This is a genomic window from [Pseudopropionibacterium] massiliense, from assembly GCF_900607225.1.
In the GTDB taxonomy this organism is placed as follows: domain Bacteria; phylum Actinomycetota; class Actinomycetes; order Propionibacteriales; family Propionibacteriaceae; genus Arachnia; species Arachnia massiliensis.
In genome coordinates this window covers 1,101,417-1,128,182 of the sequence record NZ_LR027842.1, presented here as the reverse complement: position 1 = coordinate 1,128,182, position 26,766 = coordinate 1,101,417, and the positions used below count along the sequence as shown (strand labels likewise).

The following is a 26,766-nucleotide window of genomic DNA, read 5'->3' as shown; positions in this document are numbered from 1 at the left end:
AAAACCGCCCGGGACCCCGTTCAACCTCCGGGACTTCGCCCAACCTTCGGCCACCCGTCGAATCCGGTTTGCTGGCCTTAATCCGGTTTTGCTGGGCTTATTCACGTTTGCCTGCGCTGTGACGCCAGCAAACATCAACAAGGCCAGCAAATGGGTTGTAAGGCCAGCAAAACCGGTGGGAGGGGACGGGGTGGTGGGGCCTGGTGTGGCCGGTCAAGGGGTGGGGAGGTGTCGTGTCCGTTTCGTTCAAGACGATGACTCCGGGCGGTCAATAGCGTGGTCACATGGCTCTCACACTTGGTTTCATCGGGATCGTCACCTCCGACATGGCCGCGTCGCTGGCCTTCTACCGTGTTCTGGGCATCACCGTCCCGGCAGGTTCCGACGACGCCCCGCACGTCGAGGCGAAACTCGGCGACGGCACCGTCATCGCATGGGACAGCGTCGATGTCATCCGCGGGTTCGACGCCGGCTACACGGTCCCGACGGGTGGGCATCGCATCGCCCTGGCCTTCGACATGGGCAGCCCGGGGCAGGTGGACCGCGTCTATCGCGACCTCGTGGCGGCTGGGCATCACGGACACGTCGAACCGTGGGACGCGCACTGGGGGCAGCGCTACGCCACGCTTCACGACCCCGACGGCAACTCGATTGACCTCTACGCCTGGCTGCCCGCCACCTGAGCCGGGGTCCGGCCCACCAGGAGCCGGAAATCGCGGGTCATGTGCGCCTGGTCCGCGTATCCAGCGGCGTGCGCCACAGCAGCCAAGGAGGGTTTCGACTCGGGCTGCTCCTTCGTCGCGGCCCGGCTCAACCAGCGCGTGGCGGCCGGGCCCGCGGGAGATCCGCGTCCCGGCCCCATCAGGGACAGGGCCCGTCGCATCCGCGCGACCCGCACCAGGGCGCCGTAGCCGTACCCGAAGGTCGCGAGCATCCGGCGTCGCAGGTGTCGGGCGGACCAGCCGATCTCCCCGGCCGCCTGCGCGGCACCGGCCCCGGCAGCGGCGGCGCGACGAACCAACCCGACCCAGCCGTCGGCGGGGGAGGTCAGAAGGTCGACCTTGGGAGCGGTTCCGAAGGAGCGGAGCGTGCGCAGGATTCGCGCGACCTCCGCGGCGCGGATCGCCCCGACGACATCCCGCAGCGGGGCGGCCAGGTCGCGAACCTCGGCGGGATTGAACCGCAGCACCCTGGCCGCCAGTCCGGGGTCGAACCGGACACCGATGGTCTCGCCGACGTCGGGGCTGGTGGGGATGCACACGGTGGAGGGGCCGGCCAGGTGGACGTCGTCGCCGCGCAGGATGACGTCGATGCAGCCGTCGGCGGGAACGACCGCGGCCGCCGCGCCCCGCGACCGCCACACCGTGCGCCCGCACCCCAGGGAACCTTCCGTGTACACGACCCCCATCCTCCCGCAATCCGGCTCGACGGGCTGTGTGCAGAGCGGTTTCGCTGGCCTTGTTGCTGGTTTGCTGGCCCTGATGTCGGTTTGCTGGGCTTGTTCACGTTTGCCTGCGCTGTGACGCCAGCAAACATCAACAAGGCCAGCAAATAGGTGATAAGGCCAGCAAACCGGGGGGGGGCGGTAAACTGAGGAGGGACGGGAAGGTCATGACCCGTCCGGGAGGTGAGCCGCCGACGCGACGTGAAACGCCGCTCGTTTCCGTCGACGGGGTCGGTGAAGGACAGCTCCCGGGCCAGCAGTCGCAGCGGGGTGGTGAAGTCGTCGATGTCCACTTCCGAGATCACCGGGTAGAGCGGGTCGCCGAGCAGTGGCAGCCCGAGCTGATTGAAGTGGGCGCGGATCTGGTGGGTCCGGCCGGTTCGGGGACGGACCTCGTAGCGGGCCCACGCGCCGCGCACCTCGATCACGTCGATCCGCGTCTCCGAGTTCGGCGGCAGGTCCAGGGTCTCGGCCTGCAGCACCCCCACGCGTTTGACCAGGTGCGACCTCACCACCTGCGGGAACCCGATGTCCGGGTCGAAGGGGGCGATGGCCTCGTAGACCTTGCTCGCCTCGCGGCGCGCGAACACGTCCTGATAGGCCGAGCGCCACCGCTTCCCCGTGGTCATCAGCAGCACCCCGGCGGTGCCGCGATCCAGCCGGTGCGCCGCCGACAACTCCGGCAGCCCCGTGGTCGCCCTGCCTTTCACGACGGCGCTCTGCAGCACGTGCCTGCCGCGCGGAATGGTCGACAGGAAGTGCGGTTTGTCGAACACGACGACCCGTTCGTCGCGGTGCAGCACCTCCAACGCGCCCGGCACCTCGGCCTCCGGCCGTAACTCCCGGTGGAACCAGACGAAGGCGTTGGGCCGGTACGGTTCGTCGCCCCGCCACGGCGCGCCGTGCTCGTCGACGAAGCCACCGCGAGCCAGCATCGGGTCGACGCAGTCGCGGCCGGGTCCCAGCTTGTCCAGCAGGAACTCCCGCATCGTCGCCCACGGTGCCGGCGCCCCGCGGTCTGGGGTGCGGACCCAGGCGGCTTGCAGCCCGTGGCGCGGCGGAAGCGGAGACTTGGGTGGCACCGAACCATTCTCCACCGCGTGACGTTGGTTGGGTCGACCGGTTGGCGAGGCCGTGTCCCGTTCGACCTCGTCAGCCCCTAAGATGGGCTCCGCGGGATGAATCCCGCACGGCGAGATCGCATAGTGGACTAGTGCAGCCGCCTTGAAAGCGGCCGAGGGGCAACTCTCCGTGGGTTCGAATCCCACTCTCGCCGCTTTCGCGCCGGACACGTCGCCCGGGTGGATCACTCCTGCGGGTGATAGGCGCAGGAGTCGGTGACCTGCTCGGCTGTCGACGGGGCCGTGTCGGAGGACGTCGCAGAGGGCTGCGGCTGCTCCGAGGATGGCTGTTTCGTCGGCGCCGGTGAGGACGTCGCCGTGCTGGGCGCCTCGGTGGGGGCGCTGCTGCTCGCCGGTTCGCTCGCCTGGGAGGGCGGGGCGATGGCGTCCTGCACTCGTTTGCGCGTCAGAGCGAAGTCCGGATTGGCTGACACGAACCCGTTCTGGCCATCCACGAAGGCCAACCGCGAGACCGAGGCGTCCTTGACCTTGAGGGCCAGCTGGGCGATGAGGGCCAGCACGTCCTGGGGAATGTCGGTCATGACCATGTCCGAGGAGGCCTGCGCGATGCCCTCGTAGCGGGTGAGCATCGTCAGCGGGTCCGCTTGTTTGATGACCGCGTTCACCAGACAGGACTGGCGAGCCATGCGGTCGTAGTCGTCGGAGTCGAAACGGCTCCGCGCGTACCACATGGCGTTGTAGCCGTCGAGGAGCTGGTTCTCGCCGGGCTGGACCCATCCGTGCGGCCGCCTTCCGGTCTGGTGATCGCCACCGATGGGCAGCTTCCGGTTGACGTTCAACCGCACTCCGCCCATGGCGTTGATCAGCTGCTCCAGGCCGTCGATGTTGACCAGGGCGAAGTAGTGCATGTGCAGTCCGGTGATGCCCTCGATTCCTTGTTTCAGGACCTCTGCTCCGGGGTAGGTGGGGGTGGGGGTTCCGAGGGCCTCCACCATGTCGGGGTGGTCGCCGGCGACGGTTTTCTCCCAGAGCGCGTTGACGTACCATTCCGACTCGTCGCCGGCGCCGCGGAAACCGCGGGGGAACAGTTGCGCCAGTTTGCTTCCCTCCGGGAAGGGTGTGTGCTCCAGGTTTCTGGGGATCTGGATCAGGGTGGTGTCGCCGGTGGCGGTGTCGATGGAGGCGACCATGATGGTGTCGGTGCGAGGGGTGTAGACGCTGTTGCCGGCGTCCTTGATGCGGGTGCCCGTGCTGTCGGCGCCGAGCAGCAGGATGTTGAGTCGTGGGGTGTCCTTCCAGGGGTTTTCGGCGTTCGCGTCGATATCGGGGCGGCTGCCTGCTGTCACGTCGTCCCCGGTGATCGATCCCAGGAGTTGCAGCTGGGACAGGGTGTAGCGGGCGCCGACCGCCAGGGGTGCGGAGACGACGAAGGTCAAGGCGACCACCAGGCTTGCGCCGATGGCTCGTTTCGCGGTGGTCAGGCCCTTGGGTCTGGTGATGAGGTGGGTCAGGGCGATCAGGCAGGCCCAACCCAGAGCGGTGATGATCAGAACCACCAGGGCGCCGCGCAGGAGTCCGGGCCTCAGGACCCAGCCGATGGCTCTTTCCGGGTTCATGACGGCGCGCACGGCCAGCCAGATCAGGCCTCCCAGGAAGCCGATCGGGAGGAGTACTCCCAGGATTTTTGCCCAGCGTTGCCGGGCTCCCGCGAGTCCGAGGCCCGGCAGGAGGGTGCTGGCGATGGTCAGGGTGGCGCAGCGCCTGAAGGACCTGTCCAACGCCCTCTTGGAACCTGCGGCATGCTTCGGACCGGAGGTATCCCGGGATTTGCGAGACCTGGCCCTCTTCGCGCTGTCGCGTGAACCACCCGATCTGCCGGCCGACGAATCCCGGCGCTTCTTCGAGGAATCCCTGTCGCTGCGGGACGCTTTCTTCCCCGGGCCCTTCGATTCCTGGGCCGGGGCCTTGTGGGGGCGGATGGACGTCTGCTCAAGTTCGGACTCTTCCCTCGACCCGCCGGTGACGTCGTCGCGTCGACGTGCCGGGTCTCCACCGCGGTAGAGTCGCGGGTAGTTGTTGTCGGGCAAGACGTCTCCTTTTCTCGCGTCGCGGCTCAGTGTACTTGGCGGTCGGGCAAACGGACGACGTTCGCGGTATCCCCCATGCGGGTGCGAGGCGTCGGTTGCCGGTGTCGTCATGCCTCGGCTAGTCTGTAGCGCGCTGGAGGTGTCGCCTAGTCTGGTCTATGGCGCCCGCCTGCTAAGCGGGTTTGGGGCTCAACCCCATCGCGGGTTCAAATCCCGCCACCTCCGCCAGCGCATCGAGGCTCCGGTTTCCCCGGGGCCTCGAGGTTTCACGGCGTATCATCGTCGCCCGGGGCTGCGCCCAAGCTGTTTTGCCAAGCCGGAGGATGGGCCGTATAGTTACTCCTCGCCCGCGCTCGTAGCTTAATGGATAGAGCATCTGACTACGGATCAGAAGGTTGGGGGTTCGAGTCCCTCCGAGCGCGCCACGCCGCAGGCCTCGTCTCCGGGATGTACCGGTCGCGAGGCCTTTCTGCTGCCCCGGGGATGTGTTGTCATTGGGACCATGAGTCACCCCAACGACCCGAACCCCACCCCGGAGAAACTACTGGCCGGTGTGATCGCGAACCACTTCGTCGGCGCACACGTGGCCGAGGAGGACGGCGTCCAGATCGTGCGGCTGGGTGAGGGCCTGCCCGTGATCGCGTGTCACATCAATTCGATGCAGGAGGAGCCACCCCACGGCGTTTTCCTCACCCTCGACATCCGGGGCGGCGCCCTGGGGACCCCGGGGGCCCTCGTCACGGCCAGCGGCTACGGCGACGACATGTACCGGGCGCTGGTCACGGCCGGGTGCAACTGGGCCTGCGCGTTCGGGCCGGTGCTGCTGACCGCGATCGGACGGGCGGATCTCATCGACACCGAGAACCCCGACGTGGAACAGTTCGAGACCACGCTCCAGGGCCGGAGGTACCTCGTCACCATGGGTGGCATCGACCGCAGCATCAACGTGCCGCTCGAGGTGGCGCAGGCCTACCGTGAGCGGCTGGGCGGTTCCCGGGCGCTCACGACGAAGGTGCTGGCCAGCGGCGTCATTCCCGCAACCCGCGGCGACGACATCATCCCGCTCGGCTGTTTCCTCGGCGTCGGACCGGACCGGATCGCGGAGGTCAAGCTCGGCGCCGACGACTGGGAACCCGGCCGCGCGGTCCTGGTCGAGGGCCCGACGGAGGCCGAGGGCATCCGGATGCTGCGCGAGTGGGCGCTCCTGAAACCACTCGAACCCGCACCCCGGCTCACCCGCCACGACCTGCAACTCACCCTCGACCTGCTGCGGAACGCATCCGGGGATTCCCGGAACGAGGCCGGCTGGCTCGGCGGCCGCAACCACGGGATGCGACTCGGCGCTCCCGGGTTCACCGAGGCCATTTCGTTGCCCGCGGACGCCCGCTGGTTCGTCGACGAGATCGCCGCGTCCGGGGCCGGACCGGGCTACGGCCTCGATCTGCGCCCGATCACCGAAGGCTGGCTGCACCTGGCGCAGGCCGGTTGCGGAGCCCAGTGGGCGCTCGACCTGATCGACGGCTCGGTGGCGCTCGACTCCCGGTTCTGCGACGGGGAGTTCCGGCGGGTGGCTGCGGGATTCGTCGCCTGGTACGAGGCGTGGCTGGACAACGCGATCCGCGGCGGCGGCCCCTACGCGAAGTGGGACTACTCGCTGGATGCGGCCTTCAAGGTACTGGCCCAGGCAGCGCAGGAGAACGGCGTCGACGCGCTCCCCGGACTCGGCATGGAGGTGGTGATCCACTCCCCGGAGGACCAGCTCGTGGGTCCCTGCCACGGCTGCGAATCAACCTACGCCCGCTACGGGGTGCCGAGCACCGCTTTCGTCATGAAGGAGTGAAGGCCGAACAAGCTGGTTGAGTCGGGTCGTGAGCACCCCTTCCTGAAGCTGGTTGAGCCGGGTCACGAGGGACGAGCGACCCGTGTCGAAACCATCCGGCGGATAGGAGGCAGACCTGTCCACGGGTTCCCGGGTAAGGTCGTCTTGGTATCGACTCGACCTGCTCGCTGGCGCCCGCGGGTCGGCTCAACCAACGTCAAAGGAGAAGACTCGCGGGTCGGCTCAACCAACTTCGAAGAAGAGGAGCCGCGGGTCGGATCAACCAACCTTGAGGGGAAGACGCGACCCGTGATTCTCCCGAAGACCCTTGTCAGAGGGCATATCATGGGCCGGGGAGGATAATCATGACAGCGATCTGGGCTCATCGTGGAGCATCGGCATACGCCCCCGAGAACACCATTCCCGCCATCCAGCAGGCGATCGAGATGGGTGCGGACGGCGTCGAGCTCGACGTGCAACGCACCATCGACGGGCAGCTCGTCGTCATCCACGACGAAACCATCAACCGCACCTCGAACGGGTTCGGCAGGGTGGCCGACCTGACCCTGGAGCAGCTGCGGCTGTGCAACTACAGCAACGGTTTCGTCGGGCACCGGAAGGTGCAGATCCCCACCCTCCGAGAGGTCCTCGAACTGCTCGAACCCACCCGGCTGCGCATCAACCTCGAGCTGAAGAACGGCATCGAGCTGTACCCCGGGATGGAGAACGACGCCCTGACGATCGTGCAGGAGGCGGGGCTGCTCCACCGGGTGCTGTTCTCGTCGTTCAACCACTTCGCCCTGGCGAACCTGCGCGGGGCGGTGCCTCCGGAATGCCTCGGCCTGCTGTACTCCGACGGCCTCTACGACCCGTGGTGTTACGCCAACGTCTTCGGGGCCGGGTTCCTCCATCCGCACTTCTACGCCCTCCAGCAACCCAACTACATGTGGCTGTGCCACGAGGCCGGGGTCGGGGTGAACGTGTGGACCGTCGACAAGAACGAGGACATCCGCTCCCTCGCGGCGCTGGGGGTCGACGCGGTCATCACGAACTTCCCCGACCGCGCCCGCCGCGCCCTGGAACGCCCCTACCTCTGAGGGGCCTAGGGTGTGGGCATGACCAACCCGTTCCGGCCGGAGCGATGGGACGAGATCCCCGGCTTCGAGTTCACCGACATCACCTACCACCGCGCCCGCGACGTCGCGGCCGTCAGGATCGCTTTCAACCGGCCCGAGGTGCGCAACGCCTTCCGGCCCCACACCGTCGACGAGCTGATCGCGGCCCTGGAACACGCCCGCACCAGCGCCGACATCGGCTGCGTGCTTCTGACCGGCAACGGGCCGAGCCCGAAGGACGGCGGCTGGGCGTTCTGCTCCGGCGGCGACCAGCGCATCCGGGGCCGCGCCGGATACCAGTACGCCGACGGCGAGACCGCGAACACCGTCGACAGGGCGAAACTCGCCCGGCTGCACATCCTGGAGGCGCAGCGGCTCATCCGGTTCATGCCCAAGGTCGTGATCGCGCTCGTCAACGGCTGGGCCGCGGGCGGCGGGCACTCCCTGCACGTCGTCTCCGACCTGACCATCGCCTCCCGGGAGCACGCCCGCTTCAAGCAGACCGACGCCGACGTCGGTTCCTTCGACGGCGGCTTCGGTTCCGCCTACCTGGCCCGCCAGGTGGGGCAGAAGTTCGCGCGCCAGATCTTCTTCCTCGGCGACGTCCACGACGCTCAGGAGGCCCACGAGATGGGCATGGTCAACAAGGTGGTGCCGCACGAGGAACTGGAGGAGACCGGGCTCGACTGGGCGGCGAGGATCTGCGCGAAGTCCCCGACCGCGCAGCGGATGCTGAAGTACTCCTTCAACCTGGTCGACGACGGTCTCGTAGGCCAACAGGTACTGCTCGGCGAGGCCACCCGCCTGGCCTACATGACCGACGAGGCCGTGGAGGGCCGCGACTCCTTCCTGGAGCACCGTACCCCCGACTGGTCGGGGTTCCCGTACTACTACTGATTTCCTGAGAACCCGGCCCCGTGGCTCCCGGCGGCCACTACCCTGCACGGTGTCGGCGCTGAGCCGCGCCGGGAAAGGGAAACGGACAGACATGATTTTACGGGTGCTCAAGGGATCGGTGGCAGTCCTGGCCTCGGTCGCCATCGCTTTTGGCGCGGTCGGGTGCAGCGGGAAACCGAGCAAGGACGCCGTCAAGGAGGGGATAGTCAAGATGATGAAGGCCCACGGCGAGAGCTCATACGACGACGAGACGCTCAACGACTACGTCGGATGCATAGTCGATGGCAGCTACGACAAGCTGAGCGCCGATTCTCTCCAGAAACTCGCGGACGGCAAGACGGGCGTCACAACCGCCACCGACGAGGACAGCAGTACAGATGCCGGCTCCAAAATTTCCGACGATGACGGCAAGGCCATGGGCGAGGCCGCCATAGAGTGCGGGGCGAAATTGGCAGGCAAGGAAAGCTGAACCAAACGCCGCGGGCTGGCGGCTCGGGGCAGCCCTGTGCGGCCCCTCAGTCGGCCAGCCCGTACAGCCGGTCGCCGGCGTCACCCAGACCGGGAACGATGAAGCCCCGGTCGTTGAGACATTCGTCGACGGCGGAAACCACCAGGGTGCAGGGGACGTCGAGGTCCGCCAGCAGATCCTGGATCCTCCTGATCCCCTCGGGAGCGGCCAGCAGACAGATGCAGGTGATGTCGTCGGCACCGCGGTCGACGAGGAATTTCACGGCCTCCCCCAGCGACCCGCCCGTGGCGAGCATGGGGTCGAGCACGTAGCACTGGCGACCGGAGAGGTCCTGCGGCAGACGTTCGGCGTAGGTGGTGGGCTCCAGGGTTTTCTCGTCGCGGATCATGCCCAGGAACCCGACCTCGGCGGTCGGTACCAGTCGCAGCATGCCGTCGAGCATCCCCAGGCCGGCCCGCAGGATCGGCACCACCAGCGGGGCCGGGGAGTCCAGTTTCGTGCCGACGGTGGGGGCGACGGGGGTTTCGACGGCGATCTCGTGGACGCGCACCCCACGGGTGGCCTCGTAGGCCAGCAGCGTCACCAGCTCCTCGACGAGGCGGCGGAAGGTGGGTTGCTCGGTGTTGCGGTCTCGCAGGACCGTCAGTTTGTGATCGACGAGCGGATGGGAGATGACGCGAAGTTCCACGAGCCCACTTTGACACACCTGGAGGGTTTGGGGGAACGGATATCGCCCCGAACCCTCGAAGAGGCCGGATATCTGGAAGGATGGGGTTTCCGTAGGACCGGGAGGAGAGCAGCCGTGGACGCCTTTGATGAAGACGCCGAGCCTTTTGACCTGAGGGATGACCGCGGTCTGGAAGCCGCCGACGACTCGGAGGAGGAATTCTTCGACGACGACCTCGAGGACGCGGGGGAGGACGACATCGACCTCGTCGTCGCCGTGTACCGGGAGGACGGCAAGGCGACGGCGGTTCCCATGGACTTCGACCTGGCCAACGACCTCGACGAGCTGATCCGCCAGCTCGGCCGCCTGCCCGGCGATTCCGGGGCGGACGGATACGTGTCGGTGGCGGGCGAGTTCTTCGTGATCTGCCGGGTGAGGGGCCGGGTGGTGGAGGTGCTGCTCAGCGACGCCACCGCCGCCAACGACTGGCCCATCGCCCGCGACGTCGTGGACTACCTGGGCGAGGAGATCCCCGACGAGGAGGACGATCCGACGCCCGTCGGGGACCTGGAGATGTTCGCCGCCGCCGGGTTGCGGGGTTTCGAACTGGAGGCCATCGCCACCGACTACGAGGAGGACTCCGACGAGCTGCTGATGCAGGTGGCGCGACGCCTGAAGATCGACGAGGTCTTCGAACGGGCCGTCGAGGCCTTCGACGACTGAGGAACCGGCCGTCGTGGCGCGCCGCTACGAGCCGACGATGCGGCAGGCCCTCGCCGCGGCCCGGGAGGCGGGGCTGCGCGGCGACGTGCCGGTCGGGGCCGTCGTCCTCGGGCCCGACGGGTCGCCGATCGGGGTGGGCGGCAACGAACGCGAACTCACGAGCGACCCGACGGCGCACGCCGAGGTGGTCGCGATCCGGCGCGCCGCCGACGTCCTCGGCCGGTGGCGGCTGACGGGCTGCACCCTGGTGGTGACCCTGGAGCCGTGCACCATGTGCGCGGGCGCGATCGTCGCGGCCCGGATCGACCACCTCGTGTTCGGGGCCCTCGACGACAAGGCGGGGGCGGTGGCGTCGCTGTTCGACGTGCTGCGCGACCCGCGTCTCAACCACCGCCCGAGGGTGACCACGGGGGTGCTCGCCGCCGACTGCGCGGCCCTGCTGGGGGAGTTCTTCGAGGGGCGACGGTAGGGGCCCGACGGGGGAACGCCTGCCTTCCCGTCGTCCGCCAACCCTCCCGACGGAAACGCCAGCCTTGTGGACGAACGCCTGCGCCACAGCGCAGGCGAATGACCGTAAGACAAGCGAATCGCGGGAGCGTGGGCGGGATCTCGGGGCTGGGCTGGGTTTTCCGCCCTCCGATAGCGTGGATGCGAAGCCCGTAGCGAGACCCCACCGGAAGAGGCCAGGAGATGACCGCACCGACCACCAGCTATCACCTGCGGCCGCACAGAGGCTGGCTCAACGACCCGAACGGCATGACCCTCCGCGACGGGGCCTGGCACGTGTTCTTCCAGCACAACCCGGCCGCCCCGGAACACCGGCGGATCGCGTGGGGGCACGCCGTCAGCGACGACCTGGCGAACTGGCGGTTGCTGCCCGTCGCCTTCGGACCCACCCCCGGCGGCCCCGACGCCTTCGGCTGCTGGTCGGGGGTGTTCCTGCCCGGCCATGAAAGACCCGGGGTGGTCTACTCCGGGGTCACGGACGAATCGGGGGCCTCGACGGTGTGCCTGCGCTGGGGCAGCCCCGACCTGGTGACCTGGGACGCGCCCGTCGTCGTCGCGCCCACCCCTGATCTGGACGACATCGCCGTGATGCGCGACCCGTTCGTCTTTGAACTCGACGGCAGGCCCCTGGCGATCCTCGGGGCGGGCCGCCGCGACGGCACCCCCGTCGTGCTGCTGTTCGACCGGCAGAACGAACTGGCGTGGCGCTACCTGGGGTTGTTCGTCGCCGACGACCCGGTGCTGGCGGCCGCCGCCACCGCCGACGTGTGGGAGTGTCCGCAGCTGTTCCGGCTGGGGGAGAGCTGGGTGCTGCTGGTCTCCGTCCTCGACGGGGACCGGCTCGTCGGGGAACTGGCAGTGGTGGGAAGGCTTGAGGCCGACGGGGCGCGGCCGCGGTTCGTCGCCGAACACGCGAACCTCCTCGACGTCGGCCCCGACCTCTACGCCGTGCAGGCCACCGTCGCCGACGGGGAGCCGCTGCTGATCGGCTGGGTGCGGCAGCAGGCCCAGGACCCGGCCGTCCGCGACCACGCGGGCTGCCTCAGCCTGCCGCGTCGCGTGAAACTGGTGGGCGAGCGGGTGGTGAGTTTCGTCGACCCGGGGGCGGCCGAGGCACTGGTCGGCTGCTGGCGTCCCCTCGACACGGGTGGGACGTCACTGGTGGAGCGGCGCTGGGCGCTGCGGGTAGCGGGCGACGGGGTGCGGCTGACGCATCCCAGCCACGGGGTCGTCGAGGTGCCGGACGGGTCGCAGGTGTGGGTGGACGGCGCGGTCCTGGAGCACTACCCGAAAGACGGCATCCCGGGCACGTGGCGCTCCGACGAACCCTGGACCCTGATCACACCGGAAGGAGCCCGGGTGCAAGTCGCCGAGGTGGTCCCGACCATCCCCAAAACCGGTTGATCAGGTGCGTGAGCGTCCTTTTCTGAAGCTGGTTGAGCCGGGCCGTGAGGGACGAGCGGTCCGTGTCGAAACCCCCGGCACCTGGTGGCCAGAACCCGACTACCGGTCCCCGATCACCCTCGCCTTGGTTTCGACACGCTCCACTCGCTGACGTTCGCAGGTCGGCTCAACCAACTTCTGCCCTCCAAGCTGGTTGAGCCGGGCCGTGAGAAACGAGCGGCCCGTGTCGAAACCATCCCACGCCCGAACAGCAGACCTGGCCACAGGGCAGCGCCCCGGGCCAGTGTTTGCTGTAGGGTCGGCGCATGCTGACCATTGCTTCGCGGACGGAGCTCCCCCCGACCGTCGATGACGTTGCCTGCGCGGAATCACCCTGCTGCCACGTCGCGGGGGTTTCCCGGTGACGGCGGAAGCCTTGGAGCCCGGTAGGAAAGCGACCCTGCAGCGACGGATCAGGATCGTCGTCGCGCTCACGATCACCTGGAACGTCATCGAGGCCTTCGTCGCCCTCGCGGCGGGGGGTGAGGCGTCGTCCGCCGCCCTGATCGGATTCGGCCTGGATTCGGTCGTGGAGGTGCTCTCCGCGGTGGCGGTTGCCTGGCAGTTCGCCTCGTCCGATCCCGAACGCCGGGAGAAAACGGCACTGCGGGTGATCGCGATCTCCTTCTTCGCCCTGGCGGTCTACGTCACCACGGAGGCCGCCCTCTCGCTGACCGGTGTGCGCGAACCGGAGCACTCGACCGTCGGAATTGTGCTCGCCGCACTGAGCCTGGTGGTGATGCCGTTCCTGAGCTGGTTCGAACGACGCTGCGGCCGCGAGCTCGGCTCGGCCTCCGCGGTCGCCGACTCGAAACAGACCCTCGTGTGTTCCTACCTCTCCGCAGCACTGCTGGTCGGTCTCGTGCTGAACAGCCTGCTCGACTGGACCTGGGCCGATCCCGTGGCGGCCCTGGTCATCGCCGGATTCGCTGTCCGCGAGGGCGTCGAGGCCTGGCGCGGAGACGCCTGCTGCGCCACATCCGCGGCCGCCCTGGGCAGGGGAGGCGATGGCCCCTGCGGGGATGACTGCGGGATGCGTGAGACGTAGTCGCCATAACCCGCGGGTCCCCTAGGGTGAGGTCATGGCGATCAGCGACACATGGCGTGACCGACTTCTGGGCAGTCTCCTGGGGCTGGCGGTGGGTGATGCCCTGGGTGCCGCCGTCGAGTTCCAGGCCCGCGACTCCTTCCCGCCCGTCACCGACATGGTGGGCGGAGGGGTGTTCGATCTCGCGCCCGGGCAGTGGACCGACGACACGTCGATGGCGCTGTGCATCGCAGCGAGCCTGACCGAGACCGGGGCCTACGATCCCCGCGACCAGCTGGCCCGGTTCGTCCGCTGGTACCGAGACGGGTACCTCAGCAGCACGGGCCGGTGCTTCGACATCGGCAACCAGACCCGCGTCGCCTTGGAGGAGTTCGAGATCACCGGCGAGCCCTACCGCGAGGCGGTCGGCGGGATGAGCGCGGGCAACGGCTCGTTGATGCGCCTGGCGCCGGTCGCGATGGCCTTCTGCGACGACCCCGAGGCCGCGGGACGGTTCTCCGCCGACAGCTCCCGCACCACCCATCCCGCCGTCGAGTGCGTCGAGGCGTGCGGGGCCTACGGCAGATTGATCGCGGCCGCCATCGAGGGGGCGTCGCGCACGGAGATGTACGTACTGGCCGCCGACCTGGCCGAGCAGGTGACCAACCCCGACCTGGCGACGATCCTGCGCGGCTCCTACCGGGTCAAGGAACGCGACGAGATCTCGTCGTCGGGATATGTGCTGCACAGCCTGGAAGCGGCGCTGTGGGCCCTCGCCAGGACCGACGACTTCCTCGAAGGGGCGCTGCTGGCCGTGAACCTGGGCGACGACGCCGACACCGTCGGGGCCATCTACGGGCAGCTGACGGGGGCGCTGTACGGGCGCAGCGGAATCCCGGAGAGCTGGCGGAACCGTCTCCACGACGTCGGGATGATCGAGGACCTGGCGGCGGGGATCGCGGACCGGGTCGGAACCTTCGAGGTCGTGGTCGGCTGAGGGAAGAGCGGATTTGTCCGCGGGGCCGGGCTGGGATACGCTCATCGGCGGTGACGTGTCTGAGCGGCCGAAAGAGCTCGCCTCGAAAGCGAGTGTGGTGCAAGCCACCGTGGGTTCAAATCCCACCGTCACCGCCAGTCGTATTGGTCGAGCCCCCGGTGTCCGCGCCGGGGGTTTCGGTGCTCTTAAGGGGTATCGCACCTGGCTCTTGGGAAAATCCCAAGAACATTCTAGGATGGTGACCATGAACCCCAGCATTGGTCAACGGGTGCTTGGGGCGATCCCTGAAGGCACCCCTCAGAAGGAAATAGCGCGTCGGGTCGGGATGACCGAGGACGCCTTCTCACGTGCGCTTCGTGGTCAGCGTGGCTTTTCCGCGCTCGAACTGGCGCGCCTGGCCGAGGTGCTCGACCAGGACATTCACCTGCTCATCACTGGTGTGCCTGACCCGAACCGGCTCGTGGTGTCGGGACGCCATAACTTCGACAGAGAGACGTGGACTCGCAGCATCGACGGCGAGCAAGGTGACAAACCCATCCTGTCGGATGTGTTACTCGCGTACCGCCAAGCTGAGGCTGTGTACTCGTTGGAGCCCAGCCGTGTCCCCGGAGACCTTGCCTCCGCACGGGAGGCCCTGGGAGAGGGCTTCGTACGTCCGTTCATTGAGCGTCTCGCTGCCCTGGGAATCGACACAGTTCGGCTGCCTGGCCTTAGTACGGCTTACTCGCTTCAGATTGGGCCGCGTGACGTGATCGTCATCCCGGAGACGGGCAACTGGTTCAAGGAGAACTTCGACTTGGCACACGAGTTGGCTCATCTGGTCCTCGGGCACGAGGGCGTCATGGCCGTTGAGGGCCGTGAAGTCAGTCGTGAGGAGGCTGCCGCCAACCAGTTCGCCGCAGAGTTGCTGCTCCCGGAGCCGGAGTTGCGCGACATTGACTGGTCTGGGCTGTCTTCGCATGAATTGGCCGCATTGATCTGGCAGTGGGGCGTCTCGACCTACACCGTGAAAGTGCGGCTGGAGAACCTTCGTCTTCCAGTGCCACCCGAGACGCGCTCTCTGCTGGACCTGTCCACCCAACGCCTCCTACGTCGCTACTGGAAGCAGAGTGAGCCAGGTGATCCGATCACGGAGCGCATGACGCGTGCCAGTGCCCGCACCTTCCCCTCGTGGTTGAAGGATGCGCATCTGGAGGGCGTGGCTCTCGGGAAACTCCAGAAGGGAACGCTGGCATGGATGCTGGGAGTCGACCCTGAGACCTTGGAAGTTGACGAGCCATCTGTCCCCACCATGAGTGACTCCGACTTGATGTCCCTGCTCGGATAGCCTGCCAAAGTGCACGACGACCCCAAGCCGCGACTGGTGTTCCCGGACACCACCGTGCTGATCAACTTCGCTCTCGTTGACGAAATGCCACTGCTTGGACGCCTCGTGGCGAACAATGGCTCTTGGTGCGGCACGGTCGCCAGCGAATGCAACGATCAGGCATCAAAGCAGGGCCTACCGCACATGCGTGATGCGCACGATATCTTCGGGGAGCCACTGCTCCTGGAGACGCGAGAGGAGTTCATGAACTTTCGGCTGAATCAGGACTTCTTTCGACAGGCATCCACCAACCCTGATGCCACTCATGCTGGAGAAGCGGAGACCTTGGCCATCCTCACCTCACGAAGCATCAAGTCCGTGGTGGTTTCGGATGATAAGGGCGTTCCCCGTCGGCTCGCCAATTTGGATGTGAGCCCGACCATCCAAGTAACCACCTCGTGGCACTTCTTCCGCGTGGCCTACTGGAAGGGACACATCACGGAGACGCGCCTCTGGGAGATTCGCCACATCCTGCTGGACAAGAAGCGGGGTTGCCCCGACGAGGTTCGTGATCGTGCGCGATTCGCCGACTGGATCAAACCACCCCCGTGATCCAGCTGGGTGCCGGAATGCCAGTGCTATAGCGGAGGCTTCAGCACTCGCACCCGAGCGCGCCCTGCACGGAGCGATCAGTTGATCGAGGCTTATTCACAGCAGGCGTGTCGACCAGCAAGACCCCTAATCAGAGTGCGGTTGAGAACGACTGTGAATAAGCCTCAATGAGCGAGACTTCCCATGCCTTGGCCAAGATGGTCCACGTCCTGAAAGCCCTGTAGAAGCGACCTGCGTTCAGGTTCAGCAGCGTCTGACGATCATTCGTCGTGGTATCTCGGCTGGTCTTCCACTGCCCTAAAGCGATGGTTGCCGCAACCCAAGCGGTAACAAGGAGCAGGTTGGTAAGGATCGTGTGGATCGCTGTCCACGCGGTGGCCGACAGCTCATGAAGGTATCCACAGCCTGGCTCTTAGTCGGGGAAGTTGGGCTCGTCACCCCAGATGACTGAGGCTACCGTGTTGGCGGCAGCCGACCCGACACGATTAGCCGAGATGCTAGGGCTGCTGATGGTTGCGCTGTCACTGCTGCGGTAGACCACGCGGTCGCCGCAGATGGTGCCCGCGTACTGACCTGAAGGGTCGTACACTCTGCCGTTGGAGATTCTGCCGAGGTATATGCCCGAGCGTGAGAACAGCGAGTCGCCGCTGACCTGTAGGGGACGACCATTCTTGGTGTAGAGATTCATGGCTCCATTATGGGCCGGGGCACTGACAGAAACTGTGGGCTGGTGCCAGCAGCAGCTGGCTCACTCACATCCGACTCCTCATCTCACTCAACACCTTCAGTCACCCACTCCTCGATCTCGGGCAGAGGCGCTTCCAGTTCCCCCAGAATGCCCGACCAGTCCTTTCATCTCCAGGTGTTGGGCGTCGGGTGCCAACTCGACGCTCACATCAGCCGGTGGGAAAGAGTAGTCGACGGTGGCGAGATACTCGCGGAACCCAAGCAGGGCGAGCAGGTTCGCGAAGGTCTCCATGTTCTGCTCTTTCAGCAGCGCGTTGATGATCTCTTCGCTTCGCTCACGTCGGTCGATGAACTTGGAGAGCACCTCGGTGACGACGGTGTTATCGGCATTGAAGTCGCTGTCGGTATTCGCCTTGGCCTTGGCGACCAAGACAGGGTCCTTCTTCGCATCGCGGAGGACCCCTTCGATCTCTGGCACCACGTCGTCGGCGCTCAGCCCGCTGTCTGCGAACAGGCTGTTGATGGCGTCGATGATCTCGGACCAGTGGGCCATGTCCCGTTCACGGGCCGCTGCTGTGCCCATCTCCGCCAACGGGGTCAGTGGAGTTGCTTCCCCAGTGGAGAGGTTGAGCGCCTTCGTGGCTTTCTGCTCCACTTTGTACTTGGCGAGCGTGATGTGGTCGATCTCTACTACCACACCCACCCTTTCGTCCTTCAGGCGCTTGGCTAGGAGACGGTAATAGATGGAGCGGTTCTCCATCTCCAGGTCGTAGGGGATGATCTGGGAGAGGAAGTCGTACGCCTTGACGTAGTTGTTGAGGTTGGAGCGGAAGCCGTCCAGGCGCTGCGTCTCCTCGTCGTCCTTGGTCTCGCGAGCCTTGCGCAGCAGGTCGAGGAAGCGCTTGGCGCCTGGGTCGATGGCGCTCACCAAGGCGCTGTGGGTGGCCTGAGGATCGGTCGCTGCGATGGCCGCCGCTTCGATCTCGTCATGAGTGTAGATGCGGTCAAGACCCACGGCGTCCAACTGGACTGCGAGGCGGTTGGGCAGGTCGGGATCAGTGCGCTTCTCGATGACAGCACCCCCGTAGTAGGGCTTGAATGCTGCCAGGATGTCGTCGGTGTCGTTCACGAAGTCTAGGACGTACACCCGGTCCTTCCCGGACCACGTGCGGTTGAGACGGGAGAGGGTCTGAACGGCCATCACACCATCCAGGCGCTTGTCGACGTACATTGCGCACAGCAGCGGCTGGTCGAACCCCACCTGGTATTTGTTGGCCACGATCATGACTTGGTAAGCGGGGCCGTTCAACACCTCGTCCAAGGGTTTGCCCTTGGCGCCGATGTTGACGCCCGCCTCAGTGTACTCACCCACGCCGAGTAGTTCATCGGGCGCGATGTCGGTGTCATCGCCTGAGACGATCACCTTCCCCGAGAACGCCACGAGCGCGTGCACGTCGTCATAGCCGTGCTTGGCCACGTAGCGTTCCACGGCCTTGTAGTAGCGCAGCGCATGCTTGCGGGAGGAGGTCACGATCATGGCTTTTGCCGTGCCGCCCAGCAGGCCCGCGATGTTCTCCCGAAAGTGCCGGACGATGATGTCGACCTTCTGGGTGATGTTGTGCTCGTGCAACTGCACCCAACGGTGCGCTGCCTTGCGGGCAGCCTCCTTGTCGACCGACTCGACGTCGTCGTCGGCAGCCTTCAACCCGAGCTCGTAGGCCACCTTGTACTCGGTGTAGTTCTGGAGGACGTCGAGGATGAAGCCTTCCTCGATGGCTTGGCGCATCGTGTAGCGGTGGAACGGTTTGGGCAGCGGTTCACCATTGTCATCCAGATCGTCGTAGTCCGGCGTCCCGAACAGTTCGAGGGTCTTCTCCTTCGGGGTTGCCGTGAACGCCAGGTACGTCAGATTGGGGGTCTCGGCCCGCTGCGGCAGTTCTGCGGCAAGCATGGCCTGCGCATCGATCTCACCGCCGTCCTCCACGTCGGCCTGCTCGTTCGGGCTCAGCACCGTCTTCAACTTCGCCGCTGCCGTGCCCGTCTGTGACGAGTGCGCCTCGTCCGCGATCACCGCATACTGACCGCCCGAGGAATCGGCCTGCTCACGTAGGTACTTCAGTGCGAACGGCGCGGTCTGGATCGTGACCACGATGATCGGCGTCTTCAAGCGGAGGGCATCGGCCAGTTCCCCCGACTTCGACCCACCGGCCCCGTCAATCCGCACCATCTGGGCATGATGGGGATCCAACTGCCGCATGGCCGTCGACATCTGCTTGTCGAGCACGTTACGGTCGGTGACCACGATCACCGAGTCGAAAACCTTTTTGTTGTCCCGGTGCAGAGCCGCGAGGCGGAAGGCCGTCCAGACGATGGTGTCGGTCTTCCCCGAACCAGCCGAGTGCTCGATCAGGTAGCGCTCACCGACGCCCACCTCGCTCACTCGTGCCACGATCTTCTCCACCGCATCCCACTGGTGGAAACGCGGGAAACGCAATGACGTGGACTTCTCCGTCTTACCTGTGACCGGGTTCGGTTTCTCGTCGGTGCGCACGACGATGAACTTGGTCAGGATGGTCAGGAAGGCATCCTTGTCCAGCACATCACGCCAGAAGTATTCGGTGCGAGCACCGTCCGGGTTCAGCGGATTGCCCTTGCCGGTGCCGTCGCCCTGGTTGAACGGCAAGAAGGTGGTCTTGGCGCCCTTCAGGTCCGTCGTCATCGAGACCTCGTTGTCGGTGACGACGAAATGCACCAAGGCGCGCTTGCCCCAAGCCAGCAGGACGTCCTTGCCGTCAGCGCCCGGGTCGCGATCGTTCTTGTACTGCACCTGTCCGCGCACCACCGACTGGGTGAACTCGGTCTTCAACTCAATGGTCGCCACTGGGATGCCGTTGCAGAACAGCACGAGGTCGATGGACTTGTTTGGGTTCGTGATCGAGTATTGCACCTGCCGGACCACCCGCAGGACGTTGCGCTGATAGTCCTGTACCGTCTTGGGGTTCATCGTCTCGGTCGGTTTGGCCTGCACCATCTGGAACCGGGCCGAGACACGCCTGAAGCCCTTCCGGAGCACCGTCAAGGTGCCCCCGCCCCCTGTGACATTGCTGAGCGTCTCAGCCAAGGCATTGAGGATGCCGTCCTTCGCCTTCGTCTGGGCTGCAGGGCCCACGCCTGGTTTGACAATCTTGGCGAGTTCGTCCGGCTGAGTGGCCTCCAGCCACGCGAAGACATCCTCTGGGAACAAAGCGCGCTGCTTGTCGTAGCGCGCAGCCGATCCCTCCTCGTACACCCAGCCCCGGCTCTGGAGGCGAGCGACAATCTCGTCTTCCATCGCAAGCTCCTTGTACGCCTGCGTCATGACGCCTCCTCGATACGCTCAATGCCGGTGGCGGGGTCAATCCTGCCGCTGACGGCGGCAGTAATGAGGGCCTCGCGTCGCTCCCGTAGCAGACTCAACATCTCATGGACACCGATGATGAGAGTGTCCATGGTCCGTAAGGTGGTTTGCAAACGAGCCACTCGTTCGTTCTGCTCATCTAGGGTGGGCACGTTCATGGGCAAGTCAAGAATGCTATGAAGACTAATATTTTGCATCGAATCGCTTGTTCCAGTTGCTTCGATCTCAATAAGGTCGCGATAGAGGTGAGTCCCGAGTATCAAAGCAATGAAGTGAGGGTTGTTGTGGCCAACATTGAATGAGTACAATTTGTCGCTTAACATCAGTCGAGGCATGGCTTTTGTTACAACCGCAGCGCTTCCCAGCAATGTCCGAGTGTTTGCGCGAGAAATGACAATATCTCCGACGTCGGGTACGCAAGATGGATCAGGTGAGATCTCGTCAGGGAGTTTCTTGTTCTCCAGGGCATTGAAAATGCCGCTGTTCACGCATCCAACTTTGAGAACACCCCACTCGCTCACCCCATCTACTGGGTAAGGAAGACACTGTGGACTGACGCCTTGGCGCACTCCTGCTACGACGTGTTTCATTCGTGGACCAAGAAGGCAACATCTTTCCGCATCAAGGTGATAAGCTATGGCTGCTCGCCTGCGCTCATGCGTCAGAGTCAGCAGATGCTCCTGCGCTTCGATCATGGCGTCGATCTGCGCAGTCTCGCGGTCGAGGAAATCAGCAATTTGGACCTGCTTCGACACGGTCAGATAAGGGATTCTTGTGCTCTTCAATTCCTCTGTCGACAGTTCAAGGAATGTTGTGCCGTTGGATCGCACCTGAAGGTTGGCGGTCGACGCCTGGAGTGCATAGGCCAGGTAGCGGGAGTTTAGCCTTTTATCGGGTACGAGTGCCTTGCAGCCTTGGTTGAAAGCCATTCTCTGGGTGGCGATAGCGACATACCCCACAGGAGCGCGTGTTGAAAGGAGGACGCTCCTCGCTGGCACGGCAGATGAGCCTGTTTCCAGTCCCTCATCTGTCAGGGTTCGGAGGGTATCTGACAGTTCGCCGCCGTGGGCCGTCCCCAAATCGACGGGTGTTGCCCAAGGTACGTCGCCGTCCCAGTTTGATGCGTTCCCCTTGGGGGTGCCGCCGTTCACGATATGGGCCAAACGGCGAAGGGGAACGGTTCTCATGCCTTTACCTCCGCAAAGAGTGCTTGCACGCGGGCGATGGCTGCTTGGACATCGGCATCGATCTCTGCCAGTGGGCGCGGAGGCACGTACTTGTAGAAGACGCGGGTGAAAGGAATCTCATAGCCGACTTTGGTTCGAGTGCGGTTCACCCAGGCTTCCGGGGCCCACGGCAGAACCTCCCGCGCAACGTAGGTGTCGATGTCTTCGGTGAGGGGCACGTTCTCGGTGTCCCGCAGCGAGGGGTCCGGCTCGGGCTCGCCCTTGAGGTTGGTGACCAACTCTCCTTCGGGGGAGGATTTCGCGAACGCTCTCATGACTGCGGCGCGTTGAGCTGGTTTGAGGCCCATCTCCTGGGCGACCAGGGCGGCTCCCAGCTCCTTGTCGAAGTCACGTCGAGACGTCCAAACGGCCTCGTGGTCCATGCTCTCCAAAGCGGCCCTGAGCCGTTCTCGCAGTACCTTGTCCATCTTCTTGATCGGCGTCAGCGACAAAGCCTTCTCAATCCGGTCCTGGTCCACCGAGAAGATCTGGCGCAGCGGCTGTTCGACGGTGATCGTCCGGTAGCCGAACTCCTCGGTACGCAGCACCTTGGACAGGTCGGGGTCAGCGTCTTCGAACTGTCCGTACAGGTGAGTGATGGTTTGGATGTTGGCCTCGGACAGGTAGCGGCGCTTGGAGCCGATGGACTTGCGCATCTTCTCCCACTGGGCCGTTGCGTCGATCAACTGGACCTTGCCTTTGCGTTCGGCGGATTTGGCGTTGTCGAGCACCCAGATGTAGGTCGCGATGCCCGTGTTGTAGAAGAGGTCGTTGGGCAGGCCGATGATGGCGTCCACGAGATCGTTTTCCAGAAGATGACGACGCACCTCCGACGGCCCTTCTCCGGCTCCGCCCGTGAACAGGGGCGATCCGTTGAGGACGATGGCCCCACGCCCACCGCCCTGTGCAGCGGGCCGCAGCTTCGAGACCAGATGCTGAAGGAACAGCAACGCCCCGTCGTTGACGCTCGGCAGGCCAGCAGCGAAACGTCCATCCTCGCCGTCGCGCTCTCGCTCGTCCTTGACTGCCTGCTGTTGGACCTTCCATTCCTGCCCGAACGGCGGGTTCGCGAGGCAGTAAGAGAACGTCTTACCCTCGTGGCCGTCCTTCAAGAGCGTGTCCCCGAAGTAGATGTTCGAGGAGTCCTGGTTCTTGATGATGAGGTCTGCCTTGGCCATGGCGAAGGACAGGGGGTTGAACTCCTGGCCGAACAGGTTCAGGGTGGCTTGTCCGTTGTGCTGGCGTAGCCACGAGTGGGCTTCTGAGAGCATGCCGCCTGTCCCACAAGTGGGGTCGTAGACCTGGCGGATCAGGTGGGGATCAGAAAGGTCCTCGGTGTCAGGCGCGAACAGCAGAGAGACCATGAGCCGGATGACCTCGCGCGGGGTGAAGTAGTCACCCGCGAGGTCCTTGCTCGACTCCATGAACCGTCGGATCAGTTCCTCGAAGACATCGCCCATCTCGGCGTTGCTCACCCTGTCAGGGTGGACGTCTAGGGCAGCAAACTTCTGGACTATCCCCGTCAGCCGTTCGCGCTCGTCCAGGGTGTCGATGACCGAAGCCATGTTGAACCGCTCGAAGACGACCTGCACCTCGTCGTTGAAGCCCTCCACGTAGTTCTGGAGGTTCGCGGCCAGGTTTGCCGGATCGCCCAGCGTCTTCAAGGTGAAGGACGAGGTGTTGTAGAACGACTGGCCCGAGGCCCGCTTCAGCATCTCGTGGCGTACAAGCTCCGGTGCGGTCTCGTATTTCTCAAACGCCCCCAGCACCGCCTGCTTCGTGTCTGCCAGTACCGCGTCGAACCTGGCCAGCACCGTGAACGGCAAAATGACCGTGCCGAACTCCTTGTGCCGGTACGGGCCACGAAGCATGTCAGCGATGCTCCAGATGAAGTTCGGGTCGGGACGGCTCACTGTATCTACTCGCCTTCTGCTTGGGGCCTGCATGGATCGTATTGGAGCTTGCTGAGGCAACACATGGGGACTCGCGGTGCCGGTGAGCAGTCGGCCGCCATTCTCCACCAACTGCGGCGCAGGCCCCCGGGCGACACCTCCTCGCTAGGGGCTGTCCCTAGCTCCTTTGTAAAGCTGCGGAGGGTGAGTGATGCCTGTTGGTCGGTTTGGAGGGCTTGGTAAACGGTTCGGGAGAGGTGTCTCTTGAGGATGTGGAGGGCTTCTCGGTCGGACTTGCCGTTCTCGACTCGGCGTTTGATGAGCTCCTTTGCGGGCTGGTGGTGACGGGCCTGGGTGAGCGCGATCCGGTGGATCGCGGCGTTCAGTTGCCGATTGCCAGTGCGTGACAGTCTGTGACGGGGCACGTTGGAGGACCAGACGGGCAAAAGGGGCGGTGCCGTTGTAGCGGGCGAACGCATCGGTGTTGGCGAAGCGGTCCACGCCGGCGGTTTCGCCGACGATCTTGGCGGCGGTGAGCAGACCTGCTTCCAGGCGGCGGGTCATGTGCCGACAGTCTTCGTTGGCCCACCGGCGGCTGTGTCCCTCCCGGGGTGATGTCCTTGGCCCAGGCGAGGGCGTCGGGGTGCTCGCTGGTGGTGGTCTTGATGGTGCGGGTCGCGATCTTGCGGCCGAGGTCGTCGACGGCGACGATCGTGTGTGAGCGCTTGTGTGCGTCGATACCGAACGTGATCATGGGTATGGCCTTTCCGGACCGTGAAACGGGTGAGGTTCACGGTCCGGCCGTGGTGTCCCGGCGAGCCGCACTACGGACAATAGCCATGACGGCAGGAAACAAGGTGGAGCGAACCCGCCGGAACAACTCAACCCTTCCACTGGGAAAACGGTGTAAGTGGTGTTCTCTGCTAGTGGAGTGCCGCCATGGCTTGTCCGAAGCACTCACCCGGCCACTCCGGGAGCACGGGAACTGCGACCAGCCCAGGGCGCAGCTCTCATCTGCCACGTCGGGGAGCCACCATCGAATCCCGGAGCCGAGGAAATCCTGCCAGCTATTTGATGTGGCACCCTGCACACTGACCGGATCGCCGGGAAGTGCAGGGGAAGACAGCCAACGAAAATGGAGCTGGTATGAAGAACATCATCAAATACATTCTGGCGTTGCTCGGGAGTGCAACATGCTCGCGGTGCCCATGACCGAGGCCAGCGCGGACCACGGCACCTCAACAGCATCCTGCGGCGAGAACGGCGAGTTCACCGACGCCTAGGCGCAGGAATTGAGGCAGGACCTGACCACTTTGTTAAATCAGGTGGTGATTCGAGACGCCAAAGGCAAACTGCGCATCGACTACGAAGCTGCCAAAGGCAGCGCCACGCCTCCCTGCAGCCCCGGGGTAGAAGGAGTTCAGGAGTACGCCTCGTGCGTGGTTAAGGGAGTCAATCCATTCATCGGATTCATTGATTTTGACTGGAAGTTGTTCCGCACATGGGTCTCCCAGTGGAACCGGGGAGCGCTCGCGCGTTACCTCGGCAAGGAAGTCTCTAAACACGCCGCCAAGATCGGCATCAAATAGGTCGTCAGACTGAATCCGTGGGGAACTGTCGCGACTTTGGTCACTTCGGTGATAACATTCTGGTAACAGTGGTAGCGTTTCGGCTGCCGATGGCGGAATGAGATCACAATGACAAGGAAAACGAAGAGCTGGTTCGAATCCGTCGAAGACCATCTTCGAATATACACGCCGTCGGTGGGTGCCTACCTGTTTCGAGGAATTGGGACGTTCGTGGTCGTTGCTGTGCTGTTCCCGCCTGCCCGGTTCCTCGGGGCCGCAATCGTGGGGATTGCGATGGTGGTCGTGGAATGTGTCGTCTATCAGATCGTCTGGGCAATCCATCTTCGTCGACTGCGTCGCAAGTATCCGAACCGCCCGCATCGGTGAAGAATGGTGCCGCAAGGCATCATTCTCGCCCGCGCGTAGAGGTATCGCGGCGCCGCGATACCTCTACAGCGACGGCAGATGCGGCAGGTGGCTTCCTCTGTCAACGAACGAAGAAAAGATATACGATTTACATGAGGCATGGTGGGATGCGGGATCAGCAAACCGCAATGCGGTCCTATGGGGCAGAATTCGGATTCGGCTCCACATTCGTTTCCTCTCGGGTGCTGATAAATGAATGCCGTGTGAGGGGAGCTGCACGCGTTACCGGCCGATCGTGGCCGGAGTTCTGGGTCCCCGGTGGAGTGATCCTTGTTGCCGGAGCAGGTATCATCGCATGATGGGAAGGAGATGGAAGTACTGGGATGGTTCCATCAAGGGCCATCTGTGGAACAAAACCTCGGTGAAGCTGTATCTGTTCCAGGGGATCGGGGTATTCCTGATCTGCGTTTTTCTGTATCCGCGTTCCCGTTTCATCGGGGCCGCCGCCCTCGCTGTGGGGTTCGTGGCCGTCGACCTCATCGCCCAGGTCATTCGCGTCCGCCGACTGCAGCGCCGGAAACTCCAGGAGGTCGAGGGGCATCCGAACCAAGCCCCGTGACTCCTGCTGAAACGCGTGGGGGGACGGGCGTGATGGCAGGCATATGGGGCTCTTCCCAAACGAGGGTGTGGGTAGGGGTTCCGGCGTGGCTGCTGGGTGAGGGGGTCGAGGCCTCCCGAGGATGGAAGCTCTCACACCACTCATCTGGAAGACCTCGACGTGTCCAACGCTACCTTCAGCGCGCCTGATCTGACCATGTTCTGCCGGCTTGACGGACTCGGGTTGAAGGTGACCGGTTAACACGTGACTTCAGGCCGCCGAGGGGCTCGGTGTCGCATGAGACACCGCCAACGATGCGATCATCGCTGAAGGCAAGCGGGTGTTGATCGATTACCCTGCTCGGTTCTACGGGGTCACCGTGCTGGGGGTCGATGAGCATTGCTGGCGTCACACCTGCGGTGAGGCCGCCAGGACCCACCGGCTCACCCGCGGGGCCCTGCACTATGAGGTCCACCTCGCGCCGCACGACGTCCCACACGGGGGGCACGTTCTGCCGCTCGTCGACCAGGACGGGGCTTCAAGCCGGGTCAGTCGCTGTGGGCCGGCCCGCAGGGCGCTCACCGGGCCTGGCGGGCAGACCCCTGCGCCGTTCTACGCATGGTGAGACCGAGCTGCTGGCCCGCACCCGCCAACCCGAAGATAGATTAGTCTTGCCTAAAAGAGTATTCGGATGGGTGGAATCTGCTGCGCTCGTCCCGGTGAAGCTCTGGCTTCGCCGTCCCATCGAGACCGCACGATCCAGCGCGATCACCCGCGTCCGTCTCGCCGGGCCACCACGACGATCCTCGTGAAGATCCACCTACCAACACACTCTCC

General features: G+C 64.9%; 23 protein-coding genes, 4 tRNA genes and 2 pseudogenes. 21 read left to right on the top strand and 8 right to left on the bottom strand.

Translation table 11 applies throughout. The features are described from left to right. The first annotated feature begins 284 nt into the window (after positions 1 to 284). The gene (locus E0E39_RS04950; RefSeq protein WP_130873738.1) at positions 285 to 683 is read left to right on the top strand and encodes a VOC family protein; all 399 of its coding nucleotides are present in this window, start codon (positions 285 to 287) and stop codon (positions 681 to 683) included. Here the strand turns inward: E0E39_RS04950 and E0E39_RS15700 are convergent. Next, on the bottom strand, positions 659 to 1,399 hold the full coding sequence (locus tag E0E39_RS15700; protein WP_165444558.1) for a helix-turn-helix transcriptional regulator: 741 nt from the start codon (positions 1,397 to 1,399) through the stop codon (positions 659 to 661). The genes E0E39_RS04950 and E0E39_RS15700 overlap by 25 nt on opposite strands. Positions 1,400 to 1,623: 224 nt before the next feature. Continuing rightward, positions 1,624 to 2,433, bottom strand: a pseudogene (locus tag E0E39_RS04940) (pseudouridine synthase); the annotation flags it as partial. 202 nt (positions 2,434 to 2,635) lie between these two features. Between E0E39_RS04940 and E0E39_RS04935 the strand changes: the two are divergent. Continuing rightward, positions 2,636 to 2,720: transfer RNA gene (locus E0E39_RS04935), tRNA-Ser, on the top strand. Between the two features lie 30 nt (positions 2,721 to 2,750). Here E0E39_RS04935 and E0E39_RS04930 read toward each other — a convergent pair. Further along, entirely contained in the window at positions 2,751 to 4,613 is a 1,863-nt protein-coding gene (locus tag E0E39_RS04930) for an LCP family glycopolymer transferase (RefSeq protein ID WP_165444644.1), read from the bottom strand. Between the two features lie 135 nt (positions 4,614 to 4,748). On the opposite strand from E0E39_RS04930, the gene E0E39_RS04925 reads away from it, so the two are divergent. From E0E39_RS04925 to E0E39_RS04900, 6 genes are all read left to right on the top strand, one after another. Then, positions 4,749 to 4,841 (top strand) — tRNA-Ser (locus tag E0E39_RS04925). A 121-nt stretch (positions 4,842 to 4,962) separates the two neighbouring features. Next, positions 4,963 to 5,038 (top strand) — tRNA-Arg (locus E0E39_RS04920). A 77-nt stretch (positions 5,039 to 5,115) separates the two neighbouring features. Then, positions 5,116 to 6,453: an SMI1/KNR4 family protein gene (locus E0E39_RS04915; RefSeq protein WP_130873735.1), complete on the top strand. Its 1,338-nt coding sequence runs from the start codon at positions 5,116 to 5,118 to the stop codon at positions 6,451 to 6,453. Positions 6,454 to 6,797: 344 nt separating this feature from the next. After that, entirely contained in the window at positions 6,798 to 7,529 is a 732-nt protein-coding gene (locus E0E39_RS04910; protein WP_130873734.1) for a glycerophosphodiester phosphodiesterase, read from the top strand. Between the two features lie 18 nt (positions 7,530 to 7,547). After that, positions 7,548 to 8,444, top strand: a complete 897-nt coding sequence (locus tag E0E39_RS04905) for a 1,4-dihydroxy-2-naphthoyl-CoA synthase (protein ID WP_130873733.1) — start codon at positions 7,548 to 7,550, stop codon at positions 8,442 to 8,444. A gap of 91 nt (positions 8,445 to 8,535) precedes the next feature. Continuing rightward, the gene (locus E0E39_RS04900; protein ID WP_130873732.1) at positions 8,536 to 8,913 is read left to right on the top strand and encodes a hypothetical protein; all 378 of its coding nucleotides are present in this window, start codon (positions 8,536 to 8,538) and stop codon (positions 8,911 to 8,913) included. A 46-nt stretch (positions 8,914 to 8,959) separates the two neighbouring features. Here E0E39_RS04900 and upp read toward each other — a convergent pair whose 3' ends face one another. Then, complete coding sequence (gene upp, locus E0E39_RS04895) at positions 8,960 to 9,601, bottom strand: uracil phosphoribosyltransferase (protein WP_130873731.1); 642 nt, start codon at positions 9,599 to 9,601, stop codon at positions 8,960 to 8,962. Positions 9,602 to 9,715: 114 nt separating this feature from the next. Between upp and E0E39_RS04890 the strand changes: the two genes are divergently transcribed. The 8 genes from E0E39_RS04890 (at position 9,716) to E0E39_RS04855 (ending at position 16,195) form a co-directional block, all read left to right on the top strand. After that, a complete protein-coding gene (locus tag E0E39_RS04890) occupies positions 9,716 to 10,303 on the top strand; it encodes a tRNA adenosine deaminase-associated protein (protein ID WP_130873730.1) in 588 nt (195 codons plus the stop codon). A gap of 37 nt (positions 10,304 to 10,340) precedes the next feature. Beyond that, positions 10,341 to 10,772 carry a tRNA adenosine(34) deaminase TadA gene (gene tadA / locus E0E39_RS04885; protein ID WP_130875628.1) on the top strand — a complete coding sequence of 144 codons (432 nt, stop codon included), beginning with the start codon at positions 10,341 to 10,343 and terminating at the stop codon, positions 10,770 to 10,772. A gap of 221 nt (positions 10,773 to 10,993) precedes the next feature. Then, entirely contained in the window at positions 10,994 to 12,214 is a 1,221-nt protein-coding gene (locus tag E0E39_RS04880; RefSeq protein ID WP_130873729.1) for a glycoside hydrolase family 32 protein, read from the top strand. A gap of 400 nt (positions 12,215 to 12,614) precedes the next feature. Next, entirely contained in the window at positions 12,615 to 13,301 is a 687-nt protein-coding gene (locus E0E39_RS04875) for a cation efflux transmembrane domain-containing protein (RefSeq protein ID WP_130873728.1), read from the top strand. A gap of 34 nt (positions 13,302 to 13,335) precedes the next feature. Continuing rightward, positions 13,336 to 14,277, top strand: a complete 942-nt coding sequence (locus E0E39_RS04870; RefSeq protein WP_130873727.1) for an ADP-ribosylglycohydrolase family protein — start codon at positions 13,336 to 13,338, stop codon at positions 14,275 to 14,277. 49 nt (positions 14,278 to 14,326) lie between these two features. Next, positions 14,327 to 14,414: transfer RNA gene (locus tag E0E39_RS04865), tRNA-Ser, on the top strand. 107 nt (positions 14,415 to 14,521) lie between these two features. Next, the gene (locus tag E0E39_RS04860; protein WP_130873726.1) at positions 14,522 to 15,604 is read left to right on the top strand and encodes an XRE family transcriptional regulator; all 1,083 of its coding nucleotides are present in this window, start codon (positions 14,522 to 14,524) and stop codon (positions 15,602 to 15,604) included. Positions 15,605 to 15,613: 9 nt separating this feature from the next. Further along, the gene (locus E0E39_RS04855) at positions 15,614 to 16,195 is read left to right on the top strand and encodes a hypothetical protein (RefSeq protein WP_130873725.1); all 582 of its coding nucleotides are present in this window, start codon (positions 15,614 to 15,616) and stop codon (positions 16,193 to 16,195) included. 412 nt (positions 16,196 to 16,607) lie between these two features. Here E0E39_RS04855 and E0E39_RS04850 read toward each other — a convergent pair whose 3' ends face one another. From E0E39_RS04850 to E0E39_RS04835, 4 genes are all read right to left on the bottom strand, one after another. Further along, complete coding sequence (locus tag E0E39_RS04850) at positions 16,608 to 16,883, bottom strand: hypothetical protein (protein ID WP_130873724.1); 276 nt, start codon at positions 16,881 to 16,883, stop codon at positions 16,608 to 16,610. Positions 16,884 to 16,979: 96 nt separating this feature from the next. After that, positions 16,980 to 20,213 (bottom strand): type I restriction endonuclease subunit R, encoded by a 3,234-nt coding sequence (locus E0E39_RS04845; RefSeq protein WP_165444643.1) that lies wholly within the window; start codon positions 20,211 to 20,213, stop codon positions 16,980 to 16,982. A gap of 23 nt (positions 20,214 to 20,236) precedes the next feature. After that, a complete protein-coding gene (locus E0E39_RS04840) occupies positions 20,237 to 21,466 on the bottom strand; it encodes a restriction endonuclease subunit S (protein ID WP_130873722.1) in 1,230 nt (409 codons plus the stop codon). Beyond that, complete coding sequence (locus E0E39_RS04835; protein ID WP_207302425.1) at positions 21,463 to 23,418, bottom strand: type I restriction-modification system subunit M; 1,956 nt, start codon at positions 23,416 to 23,418, stop codon at positions 21,463 to 21,465. Before E0E39_RS04835 ends, E0E39_RS04840 begins: the two co-directional genes overlap by 4 nt. Before the next feature lie 236 nt (positions 23,419 to 23,654). On the opposite strand from E0E39_RS04835, the gene E0E39_RS16680 reads away from it, so the two are divergent. From E0E39_RS16680 to E0E39_RS04810, 5 genes and pseudogenes are all read left to right on the top strand, one after another. After that, positions 23,655 to 23,804 (top strand): hypothetical protein, encoded by a 150-nt coding sequence (locus E0E39_RS16680; protein WP_207302424.1) that lies wholly within the window; start codon positions 23,655 to 23,657, stop codon positions 23,802 to 23,804. Between the two features lie 885 nt (positions 23,805 to 24,689). Continuing rightward, positions 24,690 to 24,986: a hypothetical protein gene (locus E0E39_RS04825; protein WP_130873720.1), complete on the top strand. Its 297-nt coding sequence runs from the start codon at positions 24,690 to 24,692 to the stop codon at positions 24,984 to 24,986. A 108-nt stretch (positions 24,987 to 25,094) separates the two neighbouring features. Further along, the gene (locus E0E39_RS04820; protein ID WP_130873719.1) at positions 25,095 to 25,352 is read left to right on the top strand and encodes a hypothetical protein; all 258 of its coding nucleotides are present in this window, start codon (positions 25,095 to 25,097) and stop codon (positions 25,350 to 25,352) included. 337 nt (positions 25,353 to 25,689) lie between these two features. Then, positions 25,690 to 25,950 carry a hypothetical protein gene (locus tag E0E39_RS04815; RefSeq protein WP_165444642.1) on the top strand — a complete coding sequence of 87 codons (261 nt, stop codon included), beginning with the start codon at positions 25,690 to 25,692 and terminating at the stop codon, positions 25,948 to 25,950. 250 nt (positions 25,951 to 26,200) lie between these two features. Then, positions 26,201 to 26,344: pseudogene (locus tag E0E39_RS04810) on the top strand (ISL3 family transposase); the annotation flags it as partial. Positions 26,345 to 26,766: the final 422 nt, after the last annotated feature.

Coding starts and splice junctions, on each gene's coding strand:
- E0E39_RS04850 (WP_130873724.1), bottom strand. CDS start 16,883: ATGAATCTCTACACCAAGAATGGTCGTCCCCTACAGGTCAGCGGCGAC.
- E0E39_RS04815 (WP_165444642.1), top strand. CDS start 25,690: ATGGGAAGGAGATGGAAGTACTGGGATGGTTCCATCAAGGGCCATCTG.
- E0E39_RS04915 (WP_130873735.1), top strand. CDS start 5,116: ATGAGTCACCCCAACGACCCGAACCCCACCCCGGAGAAACTACTGGCC.
- E0E39_RS04950 (WP_130873738.1), top strand. CDS start 285: ATGGCTCTCACACTTGGTTTCATCGGGATCGTCACCTCCGACATGGCC.
- E0E39_RS04870 (WP_130873727.1), top strand. CDS start 13,336: ATGGCGATCAGCGACACATGGCGTGACCGACTTCTGGGCAGTCTCCTG.
- E0E39_RS04905 (WP_130873733.1), top strand. CDS start 7,548: ATGACCAACCCGTTCCGGCCGGAGCGATGGGACGAGATCCCCGGCTTC.
- tadA (WP_130875628.1), top strand. CDS start 10,341: ATGCGGCAGGCCCTCGCCGCGGCCCGGGAGGCGGGGCTGCGCGGCGAC.
- E0E39_RS04860 (WP_130873726.1), top strand. CDS start 14,522: ATGAACCCCAGCATTGGTCAACGGGTGCTTGGGGCGATCCCTGAAGGC.
- E0E39_RS04910 (WP_130873734.1), top strand. CDS start 6,798: ATGACAGCGATCTGGGCTCATCGTGGAGCATCGGCATACGCCCCCGAG.
- E0E39_RS04845 (WP_165444643.1), bottom strand. CDS start 20,213: ATGGAAGACGAGATTGTCGCTCGCCTCCAGAGCCGGGGCTGGGTGTAC.
- E0E39_RS04880 (WP_130873729.1), top strand. CDS start 10,994: ATGACCGCACCGACCACCAGCTATCACCTGCGGCCGCACAGAGGCTGG.
- E0E39_RS04840 (WP_130873722.1), bottom strand. CDS start 21,466: ATGAGAACCGTTCCCCTTCGCCGTTTGGCCCATATCGTGAACGGCGGC.
- E0E39_RS04900 (WP_130873732.1), top strand. CDS start 8,536: ATGATTTTACGGGTGCTCAAGGGATCGGTGGCAGTCCTGGCCTCGGTC.
- E0E39_RS04820 (WP_130873719.1), top strand. CDS start 25,095: ATGACAAGGAAAACGAAGAGCTGGTTCGAATCCGTCGAAGACCATCTT.